Genomic DNA, 20,099 nt, shown 5'->3' on the forward strand with positions numbered 1-20,099 from the left:
TCTTTGCAACCGTCTGAGCCACGCGGTCAGCTATAGAGGGCACGGTTGCGTCGAACTGCACTTCAGCCCCGTCAGGATTTGGGTTCGGCTGAGATAACCCATCCCTTCCATGTACTTCGTGGTCAGCGATTTGCTGTCCTCAAGGTCAGAGAGGTCTCTGGCGTAGAGACTTTGAGCCTGCGCCACGCCGAGATCGGATCGCTTGCTGTCCCACGCGACTGGACGGACTGGGCGCTTCCAGGTGCTCGGAGCGAGCCTATCAATGGCCAGCAGCCGTTGCTCATTGACGCCCTTGGTCTGCTTGCGCTTGCCGAATTCGCCTCTTCGTTGAAGCACAAGAAATGAGGCTTGACCAATGACTCAGCTTCTGAATCACTCGGACATCAATTCGATTCGGTCCGCAAATGAAGAAGCCTTCTTCCGCGGCCCTGCGAAAGCGCCGCCATCAGCTCTTGCGTGCCCTGCCGCCGATCGAGCAGATTGTGCGCGGGTCGCTCATCGAGACCTACAAGCGCTGCGGCCGACCCAGCTGCCACTGCGTCGACGGACCGGGACACGGCCCCAAGCGTTACCTGTCCACAATCGCTCGAACCGGCGAACGCCCGCGGCTCGGCTATGTGCCGAATGGCGCGTATCCTCAGGTGGCCGAGTTTCTCGCCAACTACCGCAAGCTCCAGGAGATGCTCAACGAGATTTGCGCGATCAATGCCGAGCTTCTGCGTCGCCGCGAAAGTCTCGATTAGATGGATCCGGCGGTCGCAGCCCTCGACTTTGCCGAGGCGGGCGCCATCATCGCCAACATGATCGACTCCTATCTCGCTGCAGGCGCTCCGCCGCCCGATGTGGAAGGACCCGATCATGATCAATCCCAAGATTGCCGATCATCATCTCGCGCGGCAGGCCTGCATCTACATCCGTCAGTCGACGATGGGGCAAGTCCGCTTCAATCAAGAGAGCACAGAGCGCCAGTACAACTTGGCGGACCAAGCGAGGTCGCTCGGGTGGACTCCGGAGCAGATCCGGATCCTCGACCGGGATCTCGGTCACTCCGGCGAGCAGGCGACCAATCGCGACGACTTCAAGACGCTGGTCAGCGATGTGGCAATGGGCCAAGTCGGCGCGATCTTCTCTCTGGAAGCCTCGCGCCTGGCCCGCTCGAACAAGGATTGGCATCGCTTGCTGGAGCTGTGCGCGGTGACACGCACATTGGTGTTCGACGGCGATGGCTGCTACGATCCGGCGGACTTCAACGACAGCCTTGTGCTTGGCATGAAGGGTACGTTTGCTCAGGCAGAGCTGCACATCATTCGCGCGCGCCTCCACGGAGGCAAACTCAACAAGGCGCAGAAAGGTGAATTGCACTTCCCTCTGCCGGTCGGTTTGGTATTCGACGGCGATAGGATCACCCTCGACCCCGATCAGGAAGTGCAAGGCGCGGTTCGAACAGTCTTCGAACTATTTGAACAAGAGAGCAGCGCCTACGGCGTAGTTAAACGGTTCAATGAACTCGGCCTTGTCTTTCCACGCCGAGCCTATGGCGGCGTCTGGGACGGCAAGCTGATCTGGGGACGACTTACGCATTCACGCGTGCTCGGTGTCCTTGCCAATCCATCTTACGCCGGCACTTACGTGTTTGGCCGATATCAATCTTGCAAGCAGGTTGGCCCTACCGGTGAGATTCAAACTCAGTTGCGCCGCATGCCACAAGATGAGTGGCGTGTTGTCATTCCCGATCACCATGCTGGTTATATTACCTGGGATCGATTCCTTACCAACCGCGAACACTTGGCGGCGAACAGGACCAATAGCGAAGTTATCGCCGGACCCGCTCGAGAGGGACTTTGTTTGCTGCAAGGTTTATTGCTTTGTGGCGCTTGCGGACGGCGTCTAAATGTGCGCTACGCCGGCAATGGCGGTCTTTACCCGATCTATGAATGCAATTGGAGGCGTCGGGAGGCACTGGCGCCGCAGCACTGCATGTCTCTGCCATCAAAACCGCTTGATCACGCCATTGCAGAGCGCCTGTTGACCGCCGTCACGCCACTGACGGTTGAACTGGCGTTGCAAGCGCTGACAAGCTTGGAGGAGCGCGATAGGTCAATTGCTGCGCAATGGCAACGAAGGATAGACCGGGCCCGTTATGATTGCGACTTGGCAGAACGGCGCTATGAAGAAGCAGACCCCAGCAATCGGTTGGTTGCCAGTACGCTCGAGAAGCGCTGGAACGATGCAATGGAACGGCTTCTCGAGCTCGAGACTGAATTGGCCAATTTTGAGCGCCAGAACCTGCGTAGCATCACAACCGAACAGAGGCAGCAAATACTGCAGCTTGGCAGGGACTTCCCCCGACTGTGGAAGGCTTCAAGCACTTCAGCTCGTGACCGCAAGCGCATGCTCCGCCTGTTGATACGCGACATCACCGTAGCTAAGGGTCCAGAACCCAAACTGCTGCGATTGCAAATTCGCTGGCAAGGTGGGGCTACTGAGACAATTGAGGTCCGGCAGCGGCCGAACCGCCCCGAAGCAGTTCGTTATCCCGATGAGTTCGTTGCCAAAATCCGCGCGCTGGCGGAACTACATGATGATCATGAAATCGTCGCGCAACTCAAAAGCAATGGCCAGACAAGCTCGACCGGCAGGCCGTTCACCGTCAGCATGATTCGATGGATCCGCTACAAGCATCGTATCACTGGCCCATCTCTTCCCGCCGGAACGTTGAACGTCAGCCAGGTTTGTGAGAGATTTGGCGTCAGCCTGTGGGTCGTCCATTACTGGATCGAACGTGGTATAGTCTCGGCGCTGCAACGCAAGCCGAATGCGCCATATGCAATCACCATCGACGATTACGTCGACCGGCGTCTCCGAAAATGGGTTGCGACTTCAAGCCATCTTGACCCACCATCCCCAACGCAAACTGTATGAGGTGTATTATGCCCGGCGCGTCGGTATTCCTAACGGACGCTTCCCTCCATTAGCCTTGGGAATTTCCACGAGACGGACGGGAGGCGGAAAGTATGTCCCCGACGACATTCGATTCCAGATCTTGTAGAGGTTTCTCTTCAAGTCCTTTTCGAATTCCTCGATGGAGACCCCGTCCACACCCGCTGACCCGCGGTTCGCTTTCACCTGTTTCCAAGCTTCCCAAACGAGATGTTTGGGGATCTGATACGACTTTGCCTCAGCCATCGGCTCCTCCCGTTTCCGGTTGGCCTGTGACTTTGGCTGGAAGATCGGGTCCCTTCGCTCCGCCCGTATTACCGGGCCTCATCCGTCATTCCGCTCCCAGCGTCTCGATCATCGCGGACGATGTCAGATCCGTGCTGTCACACTGCGCGACAACAACCGTCCGATGCAACAAAAAGTCTATCGTGATCTCCGGCGAAGCGCGTTTGGTCTCAACTCTTCCCCGATGCGCACATCTCGTGTCTCTGCCTCACGCGCCGAGCCAGCAGATCGGGCCTTGCGATCTCAAACAATCCCCATAGCGTAAAATCGCGCATAGCCTCCCGCGCCTTCGTTCAATCCGGCTTCAATGAGGTCGCGTCATAAGCGCCTGCCGCGCCCTCGCGTGAGCGCGACCTCACAGAACCCTCCAGATTCCTTGCAAATCTGATTCGTGATTCTGTGGTCGCCAAGGACTTCGGACGAGGGAGCGATGCGACCCAAGGAACGACGAGAGACAGGGCAGACCGATCTGCTGCGCTCGCGGCTGGACGCGATCATCGACATGAACCATGCGCTGGTGAAGCTGGCGCGGACGATCGACTGGTCGTTCCTGGAGCAGCAGTTCGGCGCGGTCTACGAGGACAAGCCGGGCCGGCCGCCGCTGCCGACTCGTCTGATGGCCGGATTGGCCATTCTCAAGCACACCTACGACCTCTCCGACGAGGTGTTGTGCGAACGCTGGCTGGAGAACCCCTATTACCAGTTCTTCTGCGGCGAGGAGTTCTTCCAGCATCGCCTGGTGTTTGACCGCTCCTCGCTGACGCGCTGGCGCCAGCGCATGGGTGAGGAGAAGCTGCAGGCGCTGCTCCAGGAGAGCCTCTCGGTCGCCACCAAGACCGAGGCGATCAAGCCGTCCGACCTCAATCGCGTCATCGTCGACACCACGGTGCAGCCCAAGAACGTCATGTTCCCGACCGACGCGCGGCTTCTGAACCGCGCCCGCGAGATCCTGGTGCGGCTCGCCAAGGAAGCTGGCATCAAGCTGCGTCAGTCCTATGGGCGGATCGGCAAGTTCGCCCTGATTAAGCACCAGCTATGCCCACGCCAAGCAGTTCAAACGCGCCAATCGGGCCTTGAAGACGCTCAGAACCTATCTTGGCCGCATCATCCGCGACATCGCCCGCAAGCTCGAGGGCAATGTCGACTTGCTCCATGAGATCGCGCTCGACCGTATGCTGACACTGGCGCGACGGGTGCTTGACCAGAAACAGCACCAGCGTGGTCCGAAGGTCTATTCGCTGCACGCGCCGGAAGTCGAATGCATCGGCAAGGGCAAGGCCCACCGGCCCTACGAGTTAATGGCATGGACCACGCCCGCTCTCAGAGGCAACGTGCTACCCCGCGGGCAGCAGCAGGAGCGCAAGCCATGTCGAATACGAACATTATCACAATCGGTATCGATCTCGGGAAGAACACATTCCATGTCGTTGGTCTCGATGCCACCGGCGCAATCACGTTACGCAAGAAGCGATCGAGAAATCAGCTTGACCAGTCGCTGAGCAATGTTCCGCGTTGCCTAATCGGAATGGAGGCGTGTGCAGGAGCACATCATCTGGGGCGCAAGCTCGAGAAATTAGGCCATCAAGTACGGCTCTTGCCGGCACAGTACGTCAAACCATACCTCAAGGGTCACAAGAATGACTTTCGGGATGCTGAAGCGATCGCCGAGGCTGCTCAGCGGCCGACAATGCGGTTCGTCCCAGTGAAGTCGGCCGAACAACTTGATTTACAGGCACTCCACAGAGTTCGCAGTCGATTGGTGACACAGAGAACATCGGTCATCAATCAAATTCGGGGCTTTTTGCTTGAGCGAGGCCTACCAGTGCGGCAGGGAGCGGCAGCACTCCGATTGGCAACTCCCCCAAATCCTCTCGATGCCTTCGGAAAGCCTATCACCTCAGGTGGTTCGGCTCATCCAGGACTTGGCCGAGGACTGGCGCTATCTCGACCATCGCGTCGCGTTAGTCACCAAGGAGATCAATGAGATCGCGGAGCAAGATGCGCATTGTCGCCGCCTGATGAGTGCGCCGGGCGTCGGGCCAATCATCTCAAGCGCGATGATTGCCGCGATCGGAACTGGTGATGCGTTCCAGAAGGGCCGCGACTTTGCGGCATGGCTTGGCCTGGTACCAAAACAAATCTCGACCGGTGATCGAACCATTCTCGGTCGCATATCAAGACGCGGCAACCGTTATCTACGAACACTGTTCATTCAGGGAGCCAGAGCCGTATTACTGAGGCGCCAAACCTGGGCCAGGCACGGCTTCGGAGCCTGGCTGGAGGCCGCATCGAAGCGGCTCCACTCGAATGTACTGGTTGTTGCCTTGGCCGCAAAACTCGCGCGGATGGCCTGGAGCATGCTCGCAAAAGGCCGTGACTACGAAGCGAGTTTCCTGGGCCACGCTGCATAGCACGCCCGACCCGGGAAGGAAGGAAGATCCAAGATCCGATCGGAATAGCACACTATCCCGCCGAGGTTTGCGAGACGGAAAGGACGAATGGAGAAACGGTTCCACCGACACTTCTGAAGCCTGGTTCGACTCCATGGTCCTCCTTGAGGCCGGCGAGTTATTGAGGACAGAAGTGGCGCGGATATCCATAATGGCTCGGGGCGACAGCCTCAAATCGAAGCCGGATAGATTGGCGCAAACCGCTTCATCCCTTTGTCGATCCCTCTTGCAACGCGGGCGTGGTCCATAGATCGGGGTCAAGGTCTCCGTTGCCACGACGTTATCGCACGCCAAAGGCGGCCAGTTCGTCACCCACGTGAAAGCGCTGCCCGGCAACCCCTATGACGGCCATACGCTCAAAACCGTGATCCCGGAGATGGAAGCGCTGATCGGCAACATCATCGAGCGCCTTCTTGGCGACAAAGGCTACCGCGGCCACAATGCGCCGCCCGAATACAAATTCAGGGTGTTCACCTCAGGCCAGAAGCGGCGGGTGACGCCCAAGATCAAACGCGAGTTGCGCCGGCGCTCCGCGATCGAGCCGGTCATCGGCCATCTCAAATCCGAGCATCGAATGGGCCGGAATTACCTCTGGCACCGCCAGGGCGATGCCACCAACGCCGTCCTCGCCGCCGTCGGCTACAACTTCCGCCGCCTCATACGGTGGCTGAGGCTCTTGCTGTTCAAAATCCTCATCCCGCTCACCGCTCGACTTCAGTCTAGCCCAGGTTGAAATCCGCGTTCTTTACGCACGACTAGTTAGTATGCCTTCCTGTCGGCGGGGCCCCGGATACTCGGCGGTGTGCGGGGCAGCGTCGCAGAGCGTCTCGCGGCGGGCGGGATGGCTCCGTTCACCGGCGTCGGGCCGGGAGAAGCCGACAACCTTCTGCCTCAGCCCTCAAACTCCTCGCTGTCCGAATGTGGATCAATGCGTGCTGAGCCCGCCGCCTAGATCAGGCGCCAGCACAACGAGGCGTTTGGGATGAGTTCAGCCACACGACTGCCTCCATCTTGCCAGAACGCCATCTTCATCTCGCCTCCTTAGTACGCAAAACTCCTTCTGGACACGTGAGCACCTTACGCCATTTTTGTGCAGAAACGCGGCGACTGGACGCCCTAGATTGGTGATATTCTGCGCGTATATCAAAGTACGCTTCACACATGACATCACACGCTCAACGCACGCTCGGAATTCTGAGAACTGACCGCATGACTCCGCCGGAGGCCCAACCTCTAGGCCCGTTGCCGGGGTCCATGCTCAACCCCGCCACCTTTGACTTCCCTATCATTTCGGAAGTTGCCGAAGGAGCACATATAGAAAGAGTTCTCCACGGGGACCCAGCGCTTGAGGGGCCATACGTTGCAGCCGCACGGCGTCTAGTCGAACGAGGGGCCGTCGCCATCACTTCGACCTGCGGCTTCTCCGTCCGGCACCAGGCAGCGGTTGCAGCATCCGTAAATGTGCCGGTGGCAATGTCGAGCTTGCTTCTGATTCCGACATTACTGCGACAGTTGGCCCCCGGGGCCAAGCTCGCAGTTCTCACCTATGACTCGACGTTCTGCACCGAAGAATTTCTAGAAATTAACGATCCGACTGATAGGAAAAAGATCGTAATCGGTGATATCCGTGGTGGCCGATTTTGGCATGACGAGCTGAAACGTCCACCGCCCGTCCCGGAGATCGAAACGATCGAGAAGGAAGTATGCGCTAGCGTTGCGCAACTCCAGGCAGCAAATCCGGAGGTCAGTGCAATCCTGTTTGAATGTGGTGCATTCCCGATGGTCGCGCCGTCGGTTCGCCGTCTGGCAAAGGTTCCAATCTACGACATCACGACTGTCTGCCGGATGCTGTTCTCATCGGTCGGATAGAACGACGATACCGCGGCAAAGGGCGTTCTCTCGTATGAGAGGAAGCACGACTTAACGTGGTCCTCTAAGGAATATGCATGCCATTGCGCTCGTCATTGCCCCCGTCCTCGCCGGTCATCGACAAAGCAGATCCTCGATCTCCTACCTAAGGCCTACATCGCCGCCCCCCGAGCTCAGGGCCGCGGCCCGAGAACATCGCTTTGATGTCCGCTGTCAAGGTTTGGAACGCAGGAGATACGAGGAACGGCTGCTTATGCTGATAATCGCGTATGGATGGAGGCGGAACTGAAGGAACGTCGATGACCAAGCTCTGATGCGTGGATTGGCTGCCGCATACCCGATTGTGCGTCCGGCGTTGTTCCTATTCTACAACCGATCGAGTGGCCGCTTGAGACCGAGGTTCTCTCTTCTGTCCGGAGTATCGGGATCTGAATTCCCGCGTCGCAATCCGGCGACTGGCGTCGTGCCCGTGTGGCGCCGGATTACCATGTCGAAAGTTCAGGGGCACTTCTACTCGCTGCCATCCCGCATGATCCGTCAGGTCATCGAGGTGCGGGCCACCGAAGCTACCATCGAGGTGTTCCATCGGCGAATCGCGATTGGAACGAAAGTATCGCAGCTCTGCATCCGGCTTGCCCAGGATGCGCGACCCGGTCAACTCGATCTTGACCACGCCACAGGCGGCTGCCGGGGGCGCAGCGATCTCCACAAGCGCGTCTGCGCCGACGAAATACCCCGGGTTTGCAACTGCCCCGCCATCGCTTTCCATCACAATTGGGATCGGTACGAAGCTGGTCGACTTGCCAGTTACCGCTGCCGCAAGCAAGCGCCCAACATCCTGAGCAGCCCCGGGCAACGCCATTATCAGAATGACCCGGTCATTCGGTCAGCCCGACAGTCTGAGATAGAAGGCCCCCTCCGTGGAAAGATCTTGACGACTGTCGGCGGAAGCTGGTCAGTTGCTGCGCGGCCCAATTTCAGGTCCACCACAGAACAAGGTCCGGCCGCGCAAACCCGAAGAAGCTATTCAGCAGAACGCGACGCTTTCCGTTGCCTGATTGTCGGGTGACTCCGTGAATGAACCCGCCGTCGATCAGGGCGATATCCCCGGCCTTAAGCTTAAGGTCGTGAGAAGGAAAGGGCTCAAGATAAGCTTTCGAATAGGGATAGCCCGTGGTCTCCACACCCTGCGACTTTCGATCGGTAACTGTAGGCTTATGGCTCCAGATCCGCAGATCGCCACCTTCCTCAGGCATACTGGTATACAGGTTAAGCGCTACGACAGTGTTGTTAGCCACTGCGGGAAGCTCGGAATCATTTCCGGCACATAGAACTTGAGCAACGTCGTCGTGAGGCTCCAAGGCATACAGGCCCCTCCCAGACCAACAGAAAGCGCGACAAACATTGGCCTGACCGTGCTCGCAACGGGCTAGCCGCAATTCGATGCCTTGATTGTGAAGCTCGCGCTTCAACGCTTCGAATAATCCGCGGACCGGATCAACCAAATCGCCAAAAAGGGCGTCGATGAACGGTCGTGCATTTTCTGACCCTGCGAAATAAGTGGCTGCATCGTTCCTATAGTGAGATGCTCCAATATATTCTCCAGGAACGCCGTCCTTCCGCTCCTTGCGCCCGGCATTGCGAACAAAATTCGCGGTGATCTCCTCGGCTACTTCGATACTGAAGGCTTGCCTGATGTGCAGTGCGGTGATGTCACCTTTCAAGACTGAGATGATCTCTGCAGTGCTGATCGCGCCGGTTCGTTCTCTGATCACAAGAGGTGACATAGCTGGCGATTGCGATACTTGATCAGTCACCATTGGCTTGCTCCTTTAGTGCGTGATTGAGGATGGCGATGCCATGATCGAGTTCGTCATCGGTGATGGTTATCGGTGGAAGTACTTTGATTACATCGCGATTTGGCCCTGAAGATTCGATAAGAAGTCCGTTTTCGAACGCGACATCATGCACACGGCCCACAAAGGCCTGTGAACGGCACTTGAGGCCAGCCATCAAGCCGCGGCCGCGCTTTTGTTCGATGCACTTTGGAAAATTCGCAACGAGGCGATCAAGGTGTCCTTGCAATTTGAGAGCTGTCCGCTGGACGCCCGCAATAAATTGCCTGCCGGACCACATTTTGCACACGGCCCCTGCAGTCACGAACGCGAGATTGTTGCCTCTAAACGTCCCGCTATGTTCTCCGGGTTTCCATATGTCTATGTCAGGGCGAATCAGGACAATTGAGAACGGATTACCTGCGCCGCTTAGGGATTTCGAAAGGCATACGATGTCGGGTTCTATTTTCGCGAACTCGAACGAGAAGAAATCGCCCGTTCGCCCCGAACCTGCCTGGATGTCGTCGACGATAAAAACAACGCCGTGCTTACGGCAAATGCGCTGAATCTCTGTGAGCCAAGCCGCGGATGCGGTGTTCATGCCGCCTTCTGCCTGGATGGTCTCCAGAATGATTGCGGCGGGCTTTTCTATGCCGCTGCCTTGATCGCATAACAAGTAATCGATGTAACTCGCAGAATCGAAAGCTCGGTTCGGAAAGCCATCGTAGGGGATACGGATCACGTCGTGGCGAGCAACGCCGCCTAGCTCCCTCGTCGACGCCGCGCCCGACACCGCCAGGGAGCCAAGTGACATGCCATGGAATGCATTTGTGAAGGCCATGACGCTCGAGCGGCCGGTATATTTTCGCGCCAGCGCCAGTGCCGCTTCGTTGGCGTTTGTGCCAGTCGGCCCAGGAAACTGTATCTTATAAGAGAGGCCTCTGGGTTTCAGGATTGAATGGACAAACGCTTCAATGAATTCACGCTTTGCCGCTGTATACATATCGAGCGACAAAAGAATATTCCCGCCGGTGAGATATTCGATTGCCGGTGCAATAATACTCGGGTTGTTGTGTCCGTAGTTGAGCGCGCCCGACCCCACAAAGAAGTCAATATAAGACTTGCCGGTCTCGTCCCGGATTGTCGCCCCCAGGGCCTTCGTGAAGATCGTGGGAAACGACCGCCCATAGCGACGAACGTTAGACTCATGAGCCGCGAAGGTGTCGGTATTCATCTTAAGGTCCATCTACACTAAGCACTGCCTCCGCTCATCTACCTGAGAAACGCGAACAACGAACCTACCGACGCTGGTAGTCCTCTGTGATCGAGGTAGGTATGCATCCTATCACGTAGGCGCGCCATCGATTTTGGAAGGCTGAACGCTTTTCAGCGTTTCGCTGAGCGGCTTCCGAGCGCCTCGTACAGCCTAACTGAAACCGGCGTAGGCGTCAGCCTGCATGTTTCGCGGATCGTGAGCACGGATTTCAGGGGATCGTGAGCATGGATTTCGCGGGAGCGTGAGCAACTTTTCAGCGGCTCAGCCCGCTTCGGCCGACAACTCAACCGTCTTAGGAACTGCCTCGTCAGTGAACGAGGAAGGCCGATGCCCACCCAGAGATTGTCGATGCGCCGGATCAAAGAGATTCTCCGCTTAAACATGTTAAAGGCTTGCCGGAGCGAGCCATCGCGCGCACCCTGGGCATCAGCAGCGGTGCCGTGCACAGCTATCTGCGCCGAGCCGGAGCTGCCTGCCGGGCTGAACTGGCCGTTGCCGGCCGGAGTGACCGACGAGGACCTGGAGCTGCTGCTTTTCCCTGCGCCAAGGCCTGCTTCGCAGAGCCCAGCGGCCGGTTCCCGACTGGGGCATGTCGATAAGGAGCTGCGCCGGCGCAACGTGACCCGCCGGCTGCTGTGGGACGAGTATCGCGCCACCCATCCCGCGGCTACACATGCTTCTGCACGACCTACGAGGCCTGGAAGGGCGTGCCCGGCCTTCGATGCGGCAGACCCATCTGGGCGGCGAGAAGGTTTTCGTGGATTCGCCGGCGATACCATCGACGTCATCGACCCCTCAAATGGGGAAGTGCAGTCGATGAAGCTGTTCGTCGCGGCGATGGGTGCGTCCAAACATATCTACGCCGAGGTCTGCCCCAGCGAGGGGCTCGCCGACTGGATCAGGGTCCACATCAACCTTTTTGCCTTCCTCGGCGGCGAGCCGACATTCGTGGTCTGCGACAACCTCAAGGCCGCTGTCACCAATCCCGACCGCCACGACCCGGCCTCAACCGAACCTATGCCGAGATGGCGAGCCATTACGGCACGGCCATTCTCGCAGCCCGGCCGCGGTGCCCAAAAGATAAGGCGAAGGTCGAAGTTGCGGTGGAAGCCGCCCAGCGATGGATTCTAGCGCGGTTGCGCAACCAGCGCTTCTTTTCGTTGGCGGAGCTGAACGCAGTCATCAAAATACTCGTCGTCGAACTCGATGCTCGGCAGATGCGCGACTTTGTCGCCAGCCGCGCCGGACTGCTCGCCGAGCTCAACAAGCCCAAGCTGACAAATCTGCCGGACCAGGCCTCCTCTTTCGCGCCTGGAAGCAATGTCAGGTCGGCCCCGACTATCATATCGAGATCGACGGACACTGGTATTCCGCGCCGTATCGGCTTATCCGTGAGCTCGTCGATGCGCGCATCGATGACAGGAAGGTCGAGATCTTCCACAACGGCCGCAGGATCGCCAGCCACGCCCGCGCACCCAACCGGCGGGGCCACACCACCATCACCAACCACATGCCCAGCGCCCATCGGCGCTACGGCCAATGGACGCCCGCCAGAGTGATCGCCGCCGGCGAGCGGATCGGTCCGTCGACCGCCGCCTTCTTCCAGGCCGTGATCGCGGCCCGGCCACATCCTGAGCAAGGCTTCGCACCTGCCTCGGCATTCTGTCGCTGGCCAAAAGCTACCCAAAAGCTACAGCGCGCCGAGCGCGTCGACGCGGCCTGCCGGCGCGGCATTCTGATCAAGGCGCGATCCGTCGCCTCGATCCGCTCCATCCTACAGAACGGCCTGGATCGCACCTTTCTCGACGAGCCCTCCGAACACCAACCCCTGCGCCACGGCAACATCCGCGGCCGGGATTATTTCCACTGAAGCCAAGGAGACCTGTATGCTCACCCACCCCACCTAAGAACGCCTGATCGAGCTCGGTTTGGACGGCATGGCCAAGGCCTTCGAGGAGCAGCGACGATCACCTGATCTCGAAGCTTGCCGTTCGAAGATCGCATCGGGGTCGACCGGGAAGCCGCTGAACGCGACACGAGGCGGCTCACCACGCACCTCAAGTTGGCCGCACTCCGCCAGAATGCCTGCGTGGAGGACGTCGATTTGCGCACGCCGCGGGGTATTGACCGGGCCGTCTTCGCCAAGCTCGTCAGCGGCGACTGGATCGATCGCCACGAAATTGCTGATAACCGAAGCGACCGGATTGGGCAAAAGTTGGTTAGCGTGTGCCCTCGGCCAAAAGGCCTGCTGCGACAATCGCTCGGTTCTCTACCATCGCGTCCCAAGATTGTTCGAAGCGCTGGCGCTCGCGCGAGGAGATGGACGTTATGCCGTTTGCTTAAAACCCTTGGCTGCGCCCAGCTTCTGATATTGGACGATTGGGGACTGTCGGTGCTCACCGTCACCGAGCGGCGCGATCTCCTGGAAGTCCTCGAGGACCGCCATGGCCGCGTCTCCAACATCGTAACCAGCCAACTCCCTGTGGACAAATGGCACGAAGTCATCGGAGCCCAACCTACGCCGACGCCGTCCTCGATCGCCTCGTCCATAACGCGCACCGCCTCCAGCTGGCCGGCGAAAGCATGCGAAAACGCCAAAACCATCACCCTTGACGAGCAGCCAGAACGCTGACTCTATCACCGCCTCGGCCGGAGCGGGCTGCTCACGATCGTCTGAATTCAGCGCTCATGATCGCGCGAAATCACTGCTCACGATCAGCGAAATATGCAGTCAGCCTGCATCAGCCCGGCATAGCCCTCCAAATAGTCGCATGGAAGGATGAGGATAAGAGAACGTCGTGCCAGTCACAGCGATATGGATCGGCGAGGAGTAGCCGATCGCGCACATTCTGACGGAGGAAGGGCACCACTCGCCATGGGAAGCGGACAAAGGCCTGCCCGTCGCGGTCCAGCGCATTCGGGCTCAAACGCCGCCTCAAGGTGCAACAAGCTCGGATCAGCGGCGCCACCGATCGTCTCCACCACTTCAAGTCGTTCGACTTGGGCTGCGCTTATCACTGTCACCGGGTGCATACGATGAGGCGAGCCGGACTAGTGTCTTCCCATCGGCTTGCGTCTTGCCCGACCGTGGTGCAAAGTCTTTCGCAATCTCTTGAATCCTGCGCCCTAGTGTAGGGAACTCTCCCTTGAACGCGAGCTGGATGGGCACCGTCCAGATTTTCTGAGTGCTCGCGAAGAATCACGATGTTCAGGAAGAGCCGCTGCCTGGACCTGCCAGGGCCTCACGGACGTCCTCTCCATGGTGGGAATACCAGATCGCCTGTCGCCCGAGATCGGATAACCACGGGATGCTCGCCGGCTTGCATGCGCGGGGCCGGAAGAAGGCGGCCAAATCGTCTCGCGCGCTCTCGTCGACGACATGGAAATCCGATGGGCTGGCGACGCCGTCCTCAGACGTCCTTCGCCCTGGGCGCGGGTATCCAGCCCGACGAGTAATGAGATGTTCTCTCATGCCTTCTGAAAGTCTGTCGTTTCGGTGTTGATCAAGGGCATAATCTGGGCAGACACAGATCTGCCCCATAAGGCGGGACGCTGTCTCATCGATGATCGGCAACCGCAGATCTGGAGGCGACTGTTACAGGAAAGTCTGGTCACGCGCACGCAAGCGCGCGCCTGTCGACATTCCTCAGAAGGGCTACCTGGGTCGGGCATTGGGTGCAGCCGCTGTTCGCTCGATAGTTCTTGAGAGCCGACGAGGTTCGCCAAGCAGTCTCTAGGTCAGATCCCGGCGACCGGATGTTGCCGACGCGGAAACGGTGCCTGTCGGGGTCCCCAACCACGTAGAAGCAGGGATAGAGGTCGCCGTTTGAAGAGAGATAGCCCGAGGCGACACCACAGTTGCACCCGATATATTTCACGTTCGGTCGCCGCTCCGCTGTGTCAGAGAAAATCGGAGGCGGCAATTCGAGGCGCGTCGACGTGTGCGCAGCCATTGCGATCAGGGCTTCCTGCAGCTCTCTAATCTCGTCAGCTGAGCCCAAGAGTGCATCTTCGTTGTCGATGGCAATACCTGAAACGAACATAGGCCTGACCTCGAACGAGTCGACGCCGATCGACGACAGTAGTCGATAGGCGTCCAGCGCTTCACCAATGTTGTGCCGATTGGCAGTCATCCTAGCCCGCACCAAGGCCCCGCAATTGACTGCTTCGGCCATCTGCCGGAGTGCGGATTTGTAAACGCCTGCTTTGCCGCGAAAGCGATCCACCGTTTCCCTCTTCGCACCGTCGAAGCTGAATTGGAACATTAGCTTCTCGCGATCATCGAAGATCGAGGCGACATCACGAATTGCAACCTGCCCGAGCCCTAGTGTATTCAGCTGAACGTCAAGGCCTCGCCTATTCGCATAGAGGATCAAGGCTGCGGAGCGCGGAAAGACGGCTTTTAGAAGCGGCTCACCACCAGCTATCGTTATCTTTCTCAAGAAATATTTCTCGACTAGAAGTTCGAGAAAATTTGTTATCTCCGCGATAGACAACTGTGACGGCTCCACAAGCCTCCTGTATTGATCTCCGTACTCTTCGGGAACATAGCAGTGTTCGCAATGAAGATTGCAGTAAAATGATACAGCGATTCTCACGTGATCGAAGAGAATGGAACGGGGGTTGTCGAGTGACATAGCACCCTCCTGGGTTTGTCTCACGGAGACCGAAGCAGGATTTGGGCCAGTGCTATGTAAGGAACACTGACGATTTTTCGGGCACAGTGTCGCGCTCTAAACACCTTGGCGGGTTCTAGACATCAGGCGCGTTCGCTTTCAGACAGAAGCACAGCCACGCCAAGCCGATTTGCAAGTCCCTGACAAGCGGCCGGCCGCTACAAGGGTATGTTATCGCCATGGCATCGGCAGGATGAGCATCTATTTCCATACGCTCGAACGGACATCGTTCGCCCGCACAGACCACAACATATCATTCGGAGAGTAGAGCCGAGGTTGACGTTATGGAGATCTGGCCCTGTTGGCAAAGTCACTCACGCATTCTAATTTCCCTCTTCAGTTCATTTGAAAAACCAGTTGCCGACACGTGCCGCCTCCGCGTCGGATTGAGTGGTCAAGCATATGCGTTGGTGAATATTTCTGGACAATAGAGTAAGCCGCATCTGCTGTGATCAGTGGACGCGAGCGTACCGAATCACCGAGACCGAGCGCAGCAGACCTTGCCCCACGGCCTAATCCAGGTTGAAGTTCGCTCTGGCCCACGACAAGGACCAGAGCATGAAGCGCAGCCGCTTTTCGGAAGAGCAGATCATCGGGATTTTGAAAGAGTACGAGGCCGGCGTTTCGGTCGCCGATCTGTGCCGGAAGCACGGTGTCAGCGACGCCAGCATTTACAATGGACAGCCAATTTCGGCGGAATGGAGGTCTCGGAGGCCAAGCAGCTGAAGATGCCGGAGGATGAGAACACGCGGCTGAAGCGGCTCTTGGCCGACGCCATGCTGGACAACGCAGCCTTGAAGGATCTCTTGGGAAAGAAATGGTGACGCCCGCAGCCAAGCGGAAAGCTGTCGCCATCTGCGGGAATCCTTCGAGATGAGCGAACGGCGGACGTGTAAAGCCATCGACTGTTGCCGCATGACCATGAGGTACCAGACGATCAGGTCGGACAATGCCGGCCTTCGCCAACGCATGCGAGCGATCGCCCACGAGCGCCGCCGTTTCGGCTACCGGCGCCTGCATGTGCTGCTCAAGTGGGAGGGCTATCTGGTCAATCACAAGAAGCTGTTCCGGCTGTACCGGGAAGAGAAGCCTGCGGTGCGTCGCCGTGGCGGCCGCAAGCGGGCGATCGGGACGCGGGCACCGATGACAGTGGCGATGGCACCGAACGACCGCTGGTCGCTCGACTTAGTCTCGGATCAACTGGCCGACGGCCGCCGCTTCCGCATCGTGACCGTGGTCGACGACTGCACCCGCGAGTGTCCGGCGCTGGTGGCCGACAGCTCGCTCTCCGGCACTCGGGTGGCGCGGGAATTGGACCGGCTGGTGATTGAGCGCGGCAAGCCGACAATGGTGGTCAGCGACAACGGCAGCGAGCTGACCAGCACTGCTATCCTGACCTGGGCCGATCAGCGCGTTGTAGCACTACATCGCGCGGGGTAAGCCCATGCAGAACGCCTTCATCGAGAGCTTCATGTATAGACGGCCCCGCGGATGAAAGGGATTTTAGCCGCACTTTGGATGAACGGTCGGGTGCGTTCATGTATACGGCCTGTTAGTGCGACCGATGCCATGGCCGCTGGCCCTGATGGAGATTGCGGATCGAGGCCTCATCAACGGGTCGCGCTTGTTGCGCTTAAAGCTCTTCGGGCTTGCTCGATCCCCAGCTCCGCCGGTTTCCATCATGCTGTCATTTGCCCTCACATCTTTCAGGTGACCAGGTTGCGCGGCAGCTCAGGCCGCGAGCTTAGGCGATAGAATTCCCCGGTCGTCATCCTCGCCCCGACGATCCGAGCTAACTTGTTGGCAACGGCGATCGCGACGACCATGGGCCGACGTCGCTCAAGTAGAGCTTCGATCCAGGCCGCCTCCGACCCGTGAGCGTGCCTTCGGATATCGAACGACGTTCCGTGTCCGATGACAAGCAAGTGCCTGAGATAGGAATCGCCCTGTTTCGTTATGCGGCCGAGCCGATCCTTCCCGCCGGTGGAATTCTGCTTAGGCATCAGGCCCAACCAGGCCGCGAACTCTCGCGCCGAGCGGAACATGGTCGGGTCCGGCACAGTCGTGGCGAAGGCCGTGGCCGTTATGGGACCAACGCCGGAAATCGAGGAAAGCAACTTCGCCATCGGATTTCTCTCTGAATGTCAGCCAGCTCCCGTTCGATCGCCTCGACCTGCCGGTCCAATTCCTTCCGTTGGTTCACGAGAACAGTCAGTGCGATGCGGGCATGGGCGGGGAGCGTCAGTTCCTCGTCATTCAACAAGTCCACCAGACCATCCACCCTTTGCCGGCACTGACCGACAATGATTCCGAACTCAGCAAAGTGAGCTCGGATAGCGCAAGACGTCATGGTTCTCTGGCGGACCAGCAAGCCTCTCGCGCGATGAAGCATCAAGAAGCCTCGGTTCTCGACGCTCTTGATTGGAACGAACCGCATATTGGGGCGGGTGACGGCTTCGCAGATCGCGGCCGCGTCAGCGGCGTCGCTCTTGGCTCCTCGCCGCATGTAGGGTTTTACATAGGCTCGCGGAATCAATCTCAGATCGTGTCCGAACCGCCGAATCTCGCGCGCCCAGTGGTGAGCGGGCGCAGGCCTCAATGCCGACCAGGCGACTTCCCAAGAATTGGCTGGCAGTCGTGCGCTGGATCGGCGTGCCTGCGTCGGCTCAGTGAACCACATATCTCATGAAGAACAATGCTTCTCGAAGTGAGCAATGATTAGCTCCGCCACCTGATCCGAACGATCTACCCCGGAAACTAGCTTTGCGCGATATAGCCCGCCCGGGTATGCAAGATTAAGTTCGAGTATATAGGGATAAGCCATGTCTATCCCGATGAAATTTATTCCGTGTGCCATCAGCTTTTGACCGATCAACTCGACAAGCCCGATTTCATCGGAATGCAAATCGACCGAATTCGACGTTCCGCCTTGCGTTAGATTTGACCTGTGATCGTAAGGTTGCGCTTGCCGACCGTGCCAGGCGACCGCTTTCCCGCAAGCAACGATGACGCGCTTTTCGCCTTGGGCTACTTCTGGGATGAACTTCTGAAGAATAGCGTACTCAGCTTTGAACCCACCTACTCCACCATAGTCGACTTCCTTTTGCGCGACAGTATTTCCGGTAAGGCATTGGAGGATTGTTCGAACATTTGGTCCGTTTGGAGAAAGTAAGAAGACGTTTTGCCCGCAGCTGGCATTGGGCGGCTTGGCCACCCACCACTGGTCTGAGGTCTGCCGATAGTACTCCCAGAGTAACGAGACATCATTGGATATGTATGAAAATGCTCGGTTTTCTTTTGGTAGAATATAGCCCAATGCATGTTTTGTATTGAGAAATACCAGGCCTTCAATGCTGTTAACGAAGGCGGTATGTCGGGAAGCCAGCCACAGCATTTGCCAGACATCGCGGGCCACGCGATGGTGGGGAGAGCCCATGACCCAGATCAGCTGGCATTCGTCAAGAAAATATGTCCCTCGATTCCCCACTGCTGCAGAGCCCAGATCGTACGGCTCGCCCTTTTCCGGTACCAACACTCCTCGTGTGAAATAGCGATAGTCATCTGCTGCAATAGCATTGATGTCGCCGAGAATTACTTCACAACCGCAACGACGGAACGCGTTACTGAGAAGTGCAGCATTTTCCTCTAAGCAATCGAGAGTGTTTACGAGTATGAGCAATCTCATCACGTTCTCCTAGGCAGTAAGACCACTGCGCACCCTTGAAGCAAGAGCCGGGCCAAATGCGCAGGGCTGTACGCGCCGGGGCGAATTGCCGAGAACTCGCAGACCAACTTGACGCGCTTGTCCGAAAGCAAACGCGTCATGTCCAGACCCCCCAAGTGTTTGGGGACACGTCATTGCGCTGAGGCGGACAGTGTAACGGTATGCGGCTCCCCGCACCTGGGACGCCGAACGAAGGCAGCAGATAGCGCTCCGCCGAGCAGGGTTGCAGGAGCATCCAATCGGAACTCTTCCGGCTATCCAGCGAAGACCTGCTGCTTTCCCGATCCCAAGTCACAGGTGCCTCGCCTCCCAGCACACGTCACGCAAACCTCGCGGAACATTACAGCCTGACCCGCGCGTCAAACTTCAGTCAGCCCTCGCCGGCGCGATCAAAAGATCCGTGCAGGTCCGAATGCTTGTGCATAGGTCGGCCACGACCTGGCCGCGATGACGGTCCGACTGCAGAAGAACCCCATCGGCCGCATTCGACATGAAGCTCATTTTCGACCAGAACTCGGCGTATGGTAAGCGCCAAGCTAAAGTCGTTTAGGCTTTGAGCTGCAGAGCATGAGGGCATCGATCTGAGAGATCGGCCAGCCCCGTGCGATCCGCGCGAGAGTTTGTGTGAGCTAGGCATGCGGATCGACGTCATTCATCGTGGCTTTTGCAGCAGCGTGGCGATGGTTCGCCAGGTCCGGCCGCCGCCATGCGAGGCGACGCCATGGTTCCCGGAGTCTGGGGCTTGAGATCGAAGTCTTCTACCCATTTCACCCTCTTTGCGGACGGACCGCGACGATCGTCGGCGACCAGATCCATTTGGACGGCACTTTAATCTGCGATCGGAAGGTGGCTCCTCGTTTCTCGTCCCGGCCTGGATGACGCAGGCACAAGCAGGGACTGTCAGATCGTTCAGATTTCATGTCTTTCGTTGACGTCAATTCTTGATTTTCGAGCACTGATCGTTTCGCTTCTAGCCCTAGGTAGCGGAGATGCCCCCTGATGATGGAGGCATGGAACGCGATGCGTCGGACCTTTCCACAAGCA

At 58.3% G+C, this 20,099-nt stretch carries 8 protein-coding genes and 9 pseudogenes; 10 read left to right on the plus strand and 7 right to left on the minus strand.

Going from position 1 to position 20,099, the window contains the following annotated elements; genetic code table 11:
- The first annotated feature begins 78 nt into the window (after nt 1-78).
- The 3 genes from ACFXS9_RS21495 to ACFXS9_RS21505 all read left to right on the plus strand — a co-directional run bounded on the left by ACFXS9_RS21495 (nt 79) and on the right by ACFXS9_RS21505 (nt 2,922).
- Nucleotides 79-345: a DUF5372 family protein gene (locus tag ACFXS9_RS21495; protein ID WP_392690118.1), complete on the plus strand. Its 267-nt coding sequence runs from the start codon at nt 79-81 to the stop codon at nt 343-345.
- A 59-nt stretch (nt 346-404) separates the two neighbouring features.
- Entirely contained in the window at nt 405-743 is a 339-nt protein-coding gene (locus ACFXS9_RS21500; protein ID WP_376960332.1) for a DUF6788 family protein, read from the plus strand.
- 115 nt (nt 744-858) lie between these two features.
- Nucleotides 859-2,922 (plus strand): recombinase family protein, encoded by a 2,064-nt coding sequence (locus ACFXS9_RS21505; protein WP_392691845.1) that lies wholly within the window; start codon nt 859-861, stop codon nt 2,920-2,922.
- A gap of 18 nt (nt 2,923-2,940) precedes the next feature.
- On the opposite strand, the pseudogene ACFXS9_RS21510 reads toward ACFXS9_RS21505, so the two are convergent.
- Nucleotides 2,941-3,186, minus strand: a pseudogene (locus ACFXS9_RS21510) (group II intron reverse transcriptase/maturase); the annotation flags it as partial.
- Nucleotides 3,187-3,655: 469 nt separating this feature from the next.
- Here ACFXS9_RS21510 and ACFXS9_RS21515 point away from each other — a divergent pair.
- The 4 genes and pseudogenes from ACFXS9_RS21515 to ACFXS9_RS21530 form a co-directional block, all read left to right on the plus strand.
- Nucleotides 3,656-4,520: pseudogene (locus tag ACFXS9_RS21515) on the plus strand (IS5 family transposase); the annotation flags it as partial.
- 71 nt (nt 4,521-4,591) lie between these two features.
- A pseudogene (locus ACFXS9_RS21520) lies at nt 4,592-5,636 on the plus strand (IS110 family transposase).
- Nucleotides 5,637-5,928: 292 nt separating this feature from the next.
- Nucleotides 5,929-6,408, plus strand: a pseudogene (locus tag ACFXS9_RS21525) (IS5/IS1182 family transposase); the annotation flags it as partial.
- A 521-nt stretch (nt 6,409-6,929) separates the two neighbouring features.
- On the plus strand, nt 6,930-7,544 hold the full coding sequence (locus ACFXS9_RS21530) for a hypothetical protein (protein WP_392691848.1): 615 nt from the start codon (nt 6,930-6,932) through the stop codon (nt 7,542-7,544).
- A 977-nt stretch (nt 7,545-8,521) separates the two neighbouring features.
- Here the strand turns inward: ACFXS9_RS21530 and ACFXS9_RS21535 are convergent.
- Both ACFXS9_RS21535 and ectB read right to left on the minus strand, forming a co-directional pair.
- Nucleotides 8,522-9,364: a hypothetical protein gene (locus ACFXS9_RS21535; protein WP_392691851.1), complete on the minus strand. Its 843-nt coding sequence runs from the start codon at nt 9,362-9,364 to the stop codon at nt 8,522-8,524.
- Nucleotides 9,354-10,613: a diaminobutyrate--2-oxoglutarate transaminase gene (ectB, locus tag ACFXS9_RS21540; RefSeq protein ID WP_392691854.1), complete on the minus strand. Its 1,260-nt coding sequence runs from the start codon at nt 10,611-10,613 to the stop codon at nt 9,354-9,356. The genes ACFXS9_RS21535 and ectB overlap by 11 nt, the downstream gene beginning before the upstream one ends.
- 369 nt (nt 10,614-10,982) lie before the next feature.
- Between ectB and istA the strand changes: the two are divergent.
- Together istA and istB are read left to right on the plus strand one after the other, a co-directional pair.
- A pseudogene (gene istA / locus ACFXS9_RS21545) lies at nt 10,983-12,525 on the plus strand (IS21 family transposase).
- A gap of 67 nt (nt 12,526-12,592) precedes the next feature.
- Nucleotides 12,593-13,268, plus strand: a pseudogene (gene istB / locus ACFXS9_RS21550) (IS21-like element helper ATPase IstB).
- Nucleotides 13,269-14,266: 998 nt separating this feature from the next.
- Here the strand turns inward: istB and ACFXS9_RS21555 are convergent.
- Nucleotides 14,267-15,292, minus strand: coding sequence for a radical SAM protein (locus ACFXS9_RS21555; RefSeq protein WP_392691856.1), 1,026 nt, complete (start codon nt 15,290-15,292; stop codon nt 14,267-14,269).
- Nucleotides 15,293-15,889: 597 nt separating this feature from the next.
- Here ACFXS9_RS21555 and ACFXS9_RS21560 point away from each other — a divergent pair.
- Nucleotides 15,890-16,802: pseudogene (locus ACFXS9_RS21560) on the plus strand (IS3 family transposase); the annotation flags it as partial.
- 235 nt (nt 16,803-17,037) lie between these two features.
- Here the strand turns inward: ACFXS9_RS21560 and ACFXS9_RS21565 are convergent.
- The 3 genes and pseudogenes from ACFXS9_RS21565 to ACFXS9_RS21575 form a co-directional block, all read right to left on the minus strand.
- Nucleotides 17,038-17,940 (minus strand): annotated as a pseudogene (locus ACFXS9_RS21565) (IS110 family transposase); the annotation flags it as partial.
- A gap of 74 nt (nt 17,941-18,014) precedes the next feature.
- Complete coding sequence (locus ACFXS9_RS21570) at nt 18,015-19,016, minus strand: RimK family alpha-L-glutamate ligase (protein WP_392691858.1); 1,002 nt, start codon at nt 19,014-19,016, stop codon at nt 18,015-18,017.
- A gap of 575 nt (nt 19,017-19,591) precedes the next feature.
- Nucleotides 19,592-19,767, minus strand: a pseudogene (locus tag ACFXS9_RS21575) (transposase domain-containing protein); the annotation flags it as partial.
- Between the last annotated feature and the right edge of the window lie 332 nt (nt 19,768-20,099).

It is taken from the genome of Bradyrhizobium sp. RDI18 (assembly GCF_043203335.1).
GTDB lineage: Bacteria > Pseudomonadota > Alphaproteobacteria > Rhizobiales > Xanthobacteraceae > Bradyrhizobium > Bradyrhizobium retamae.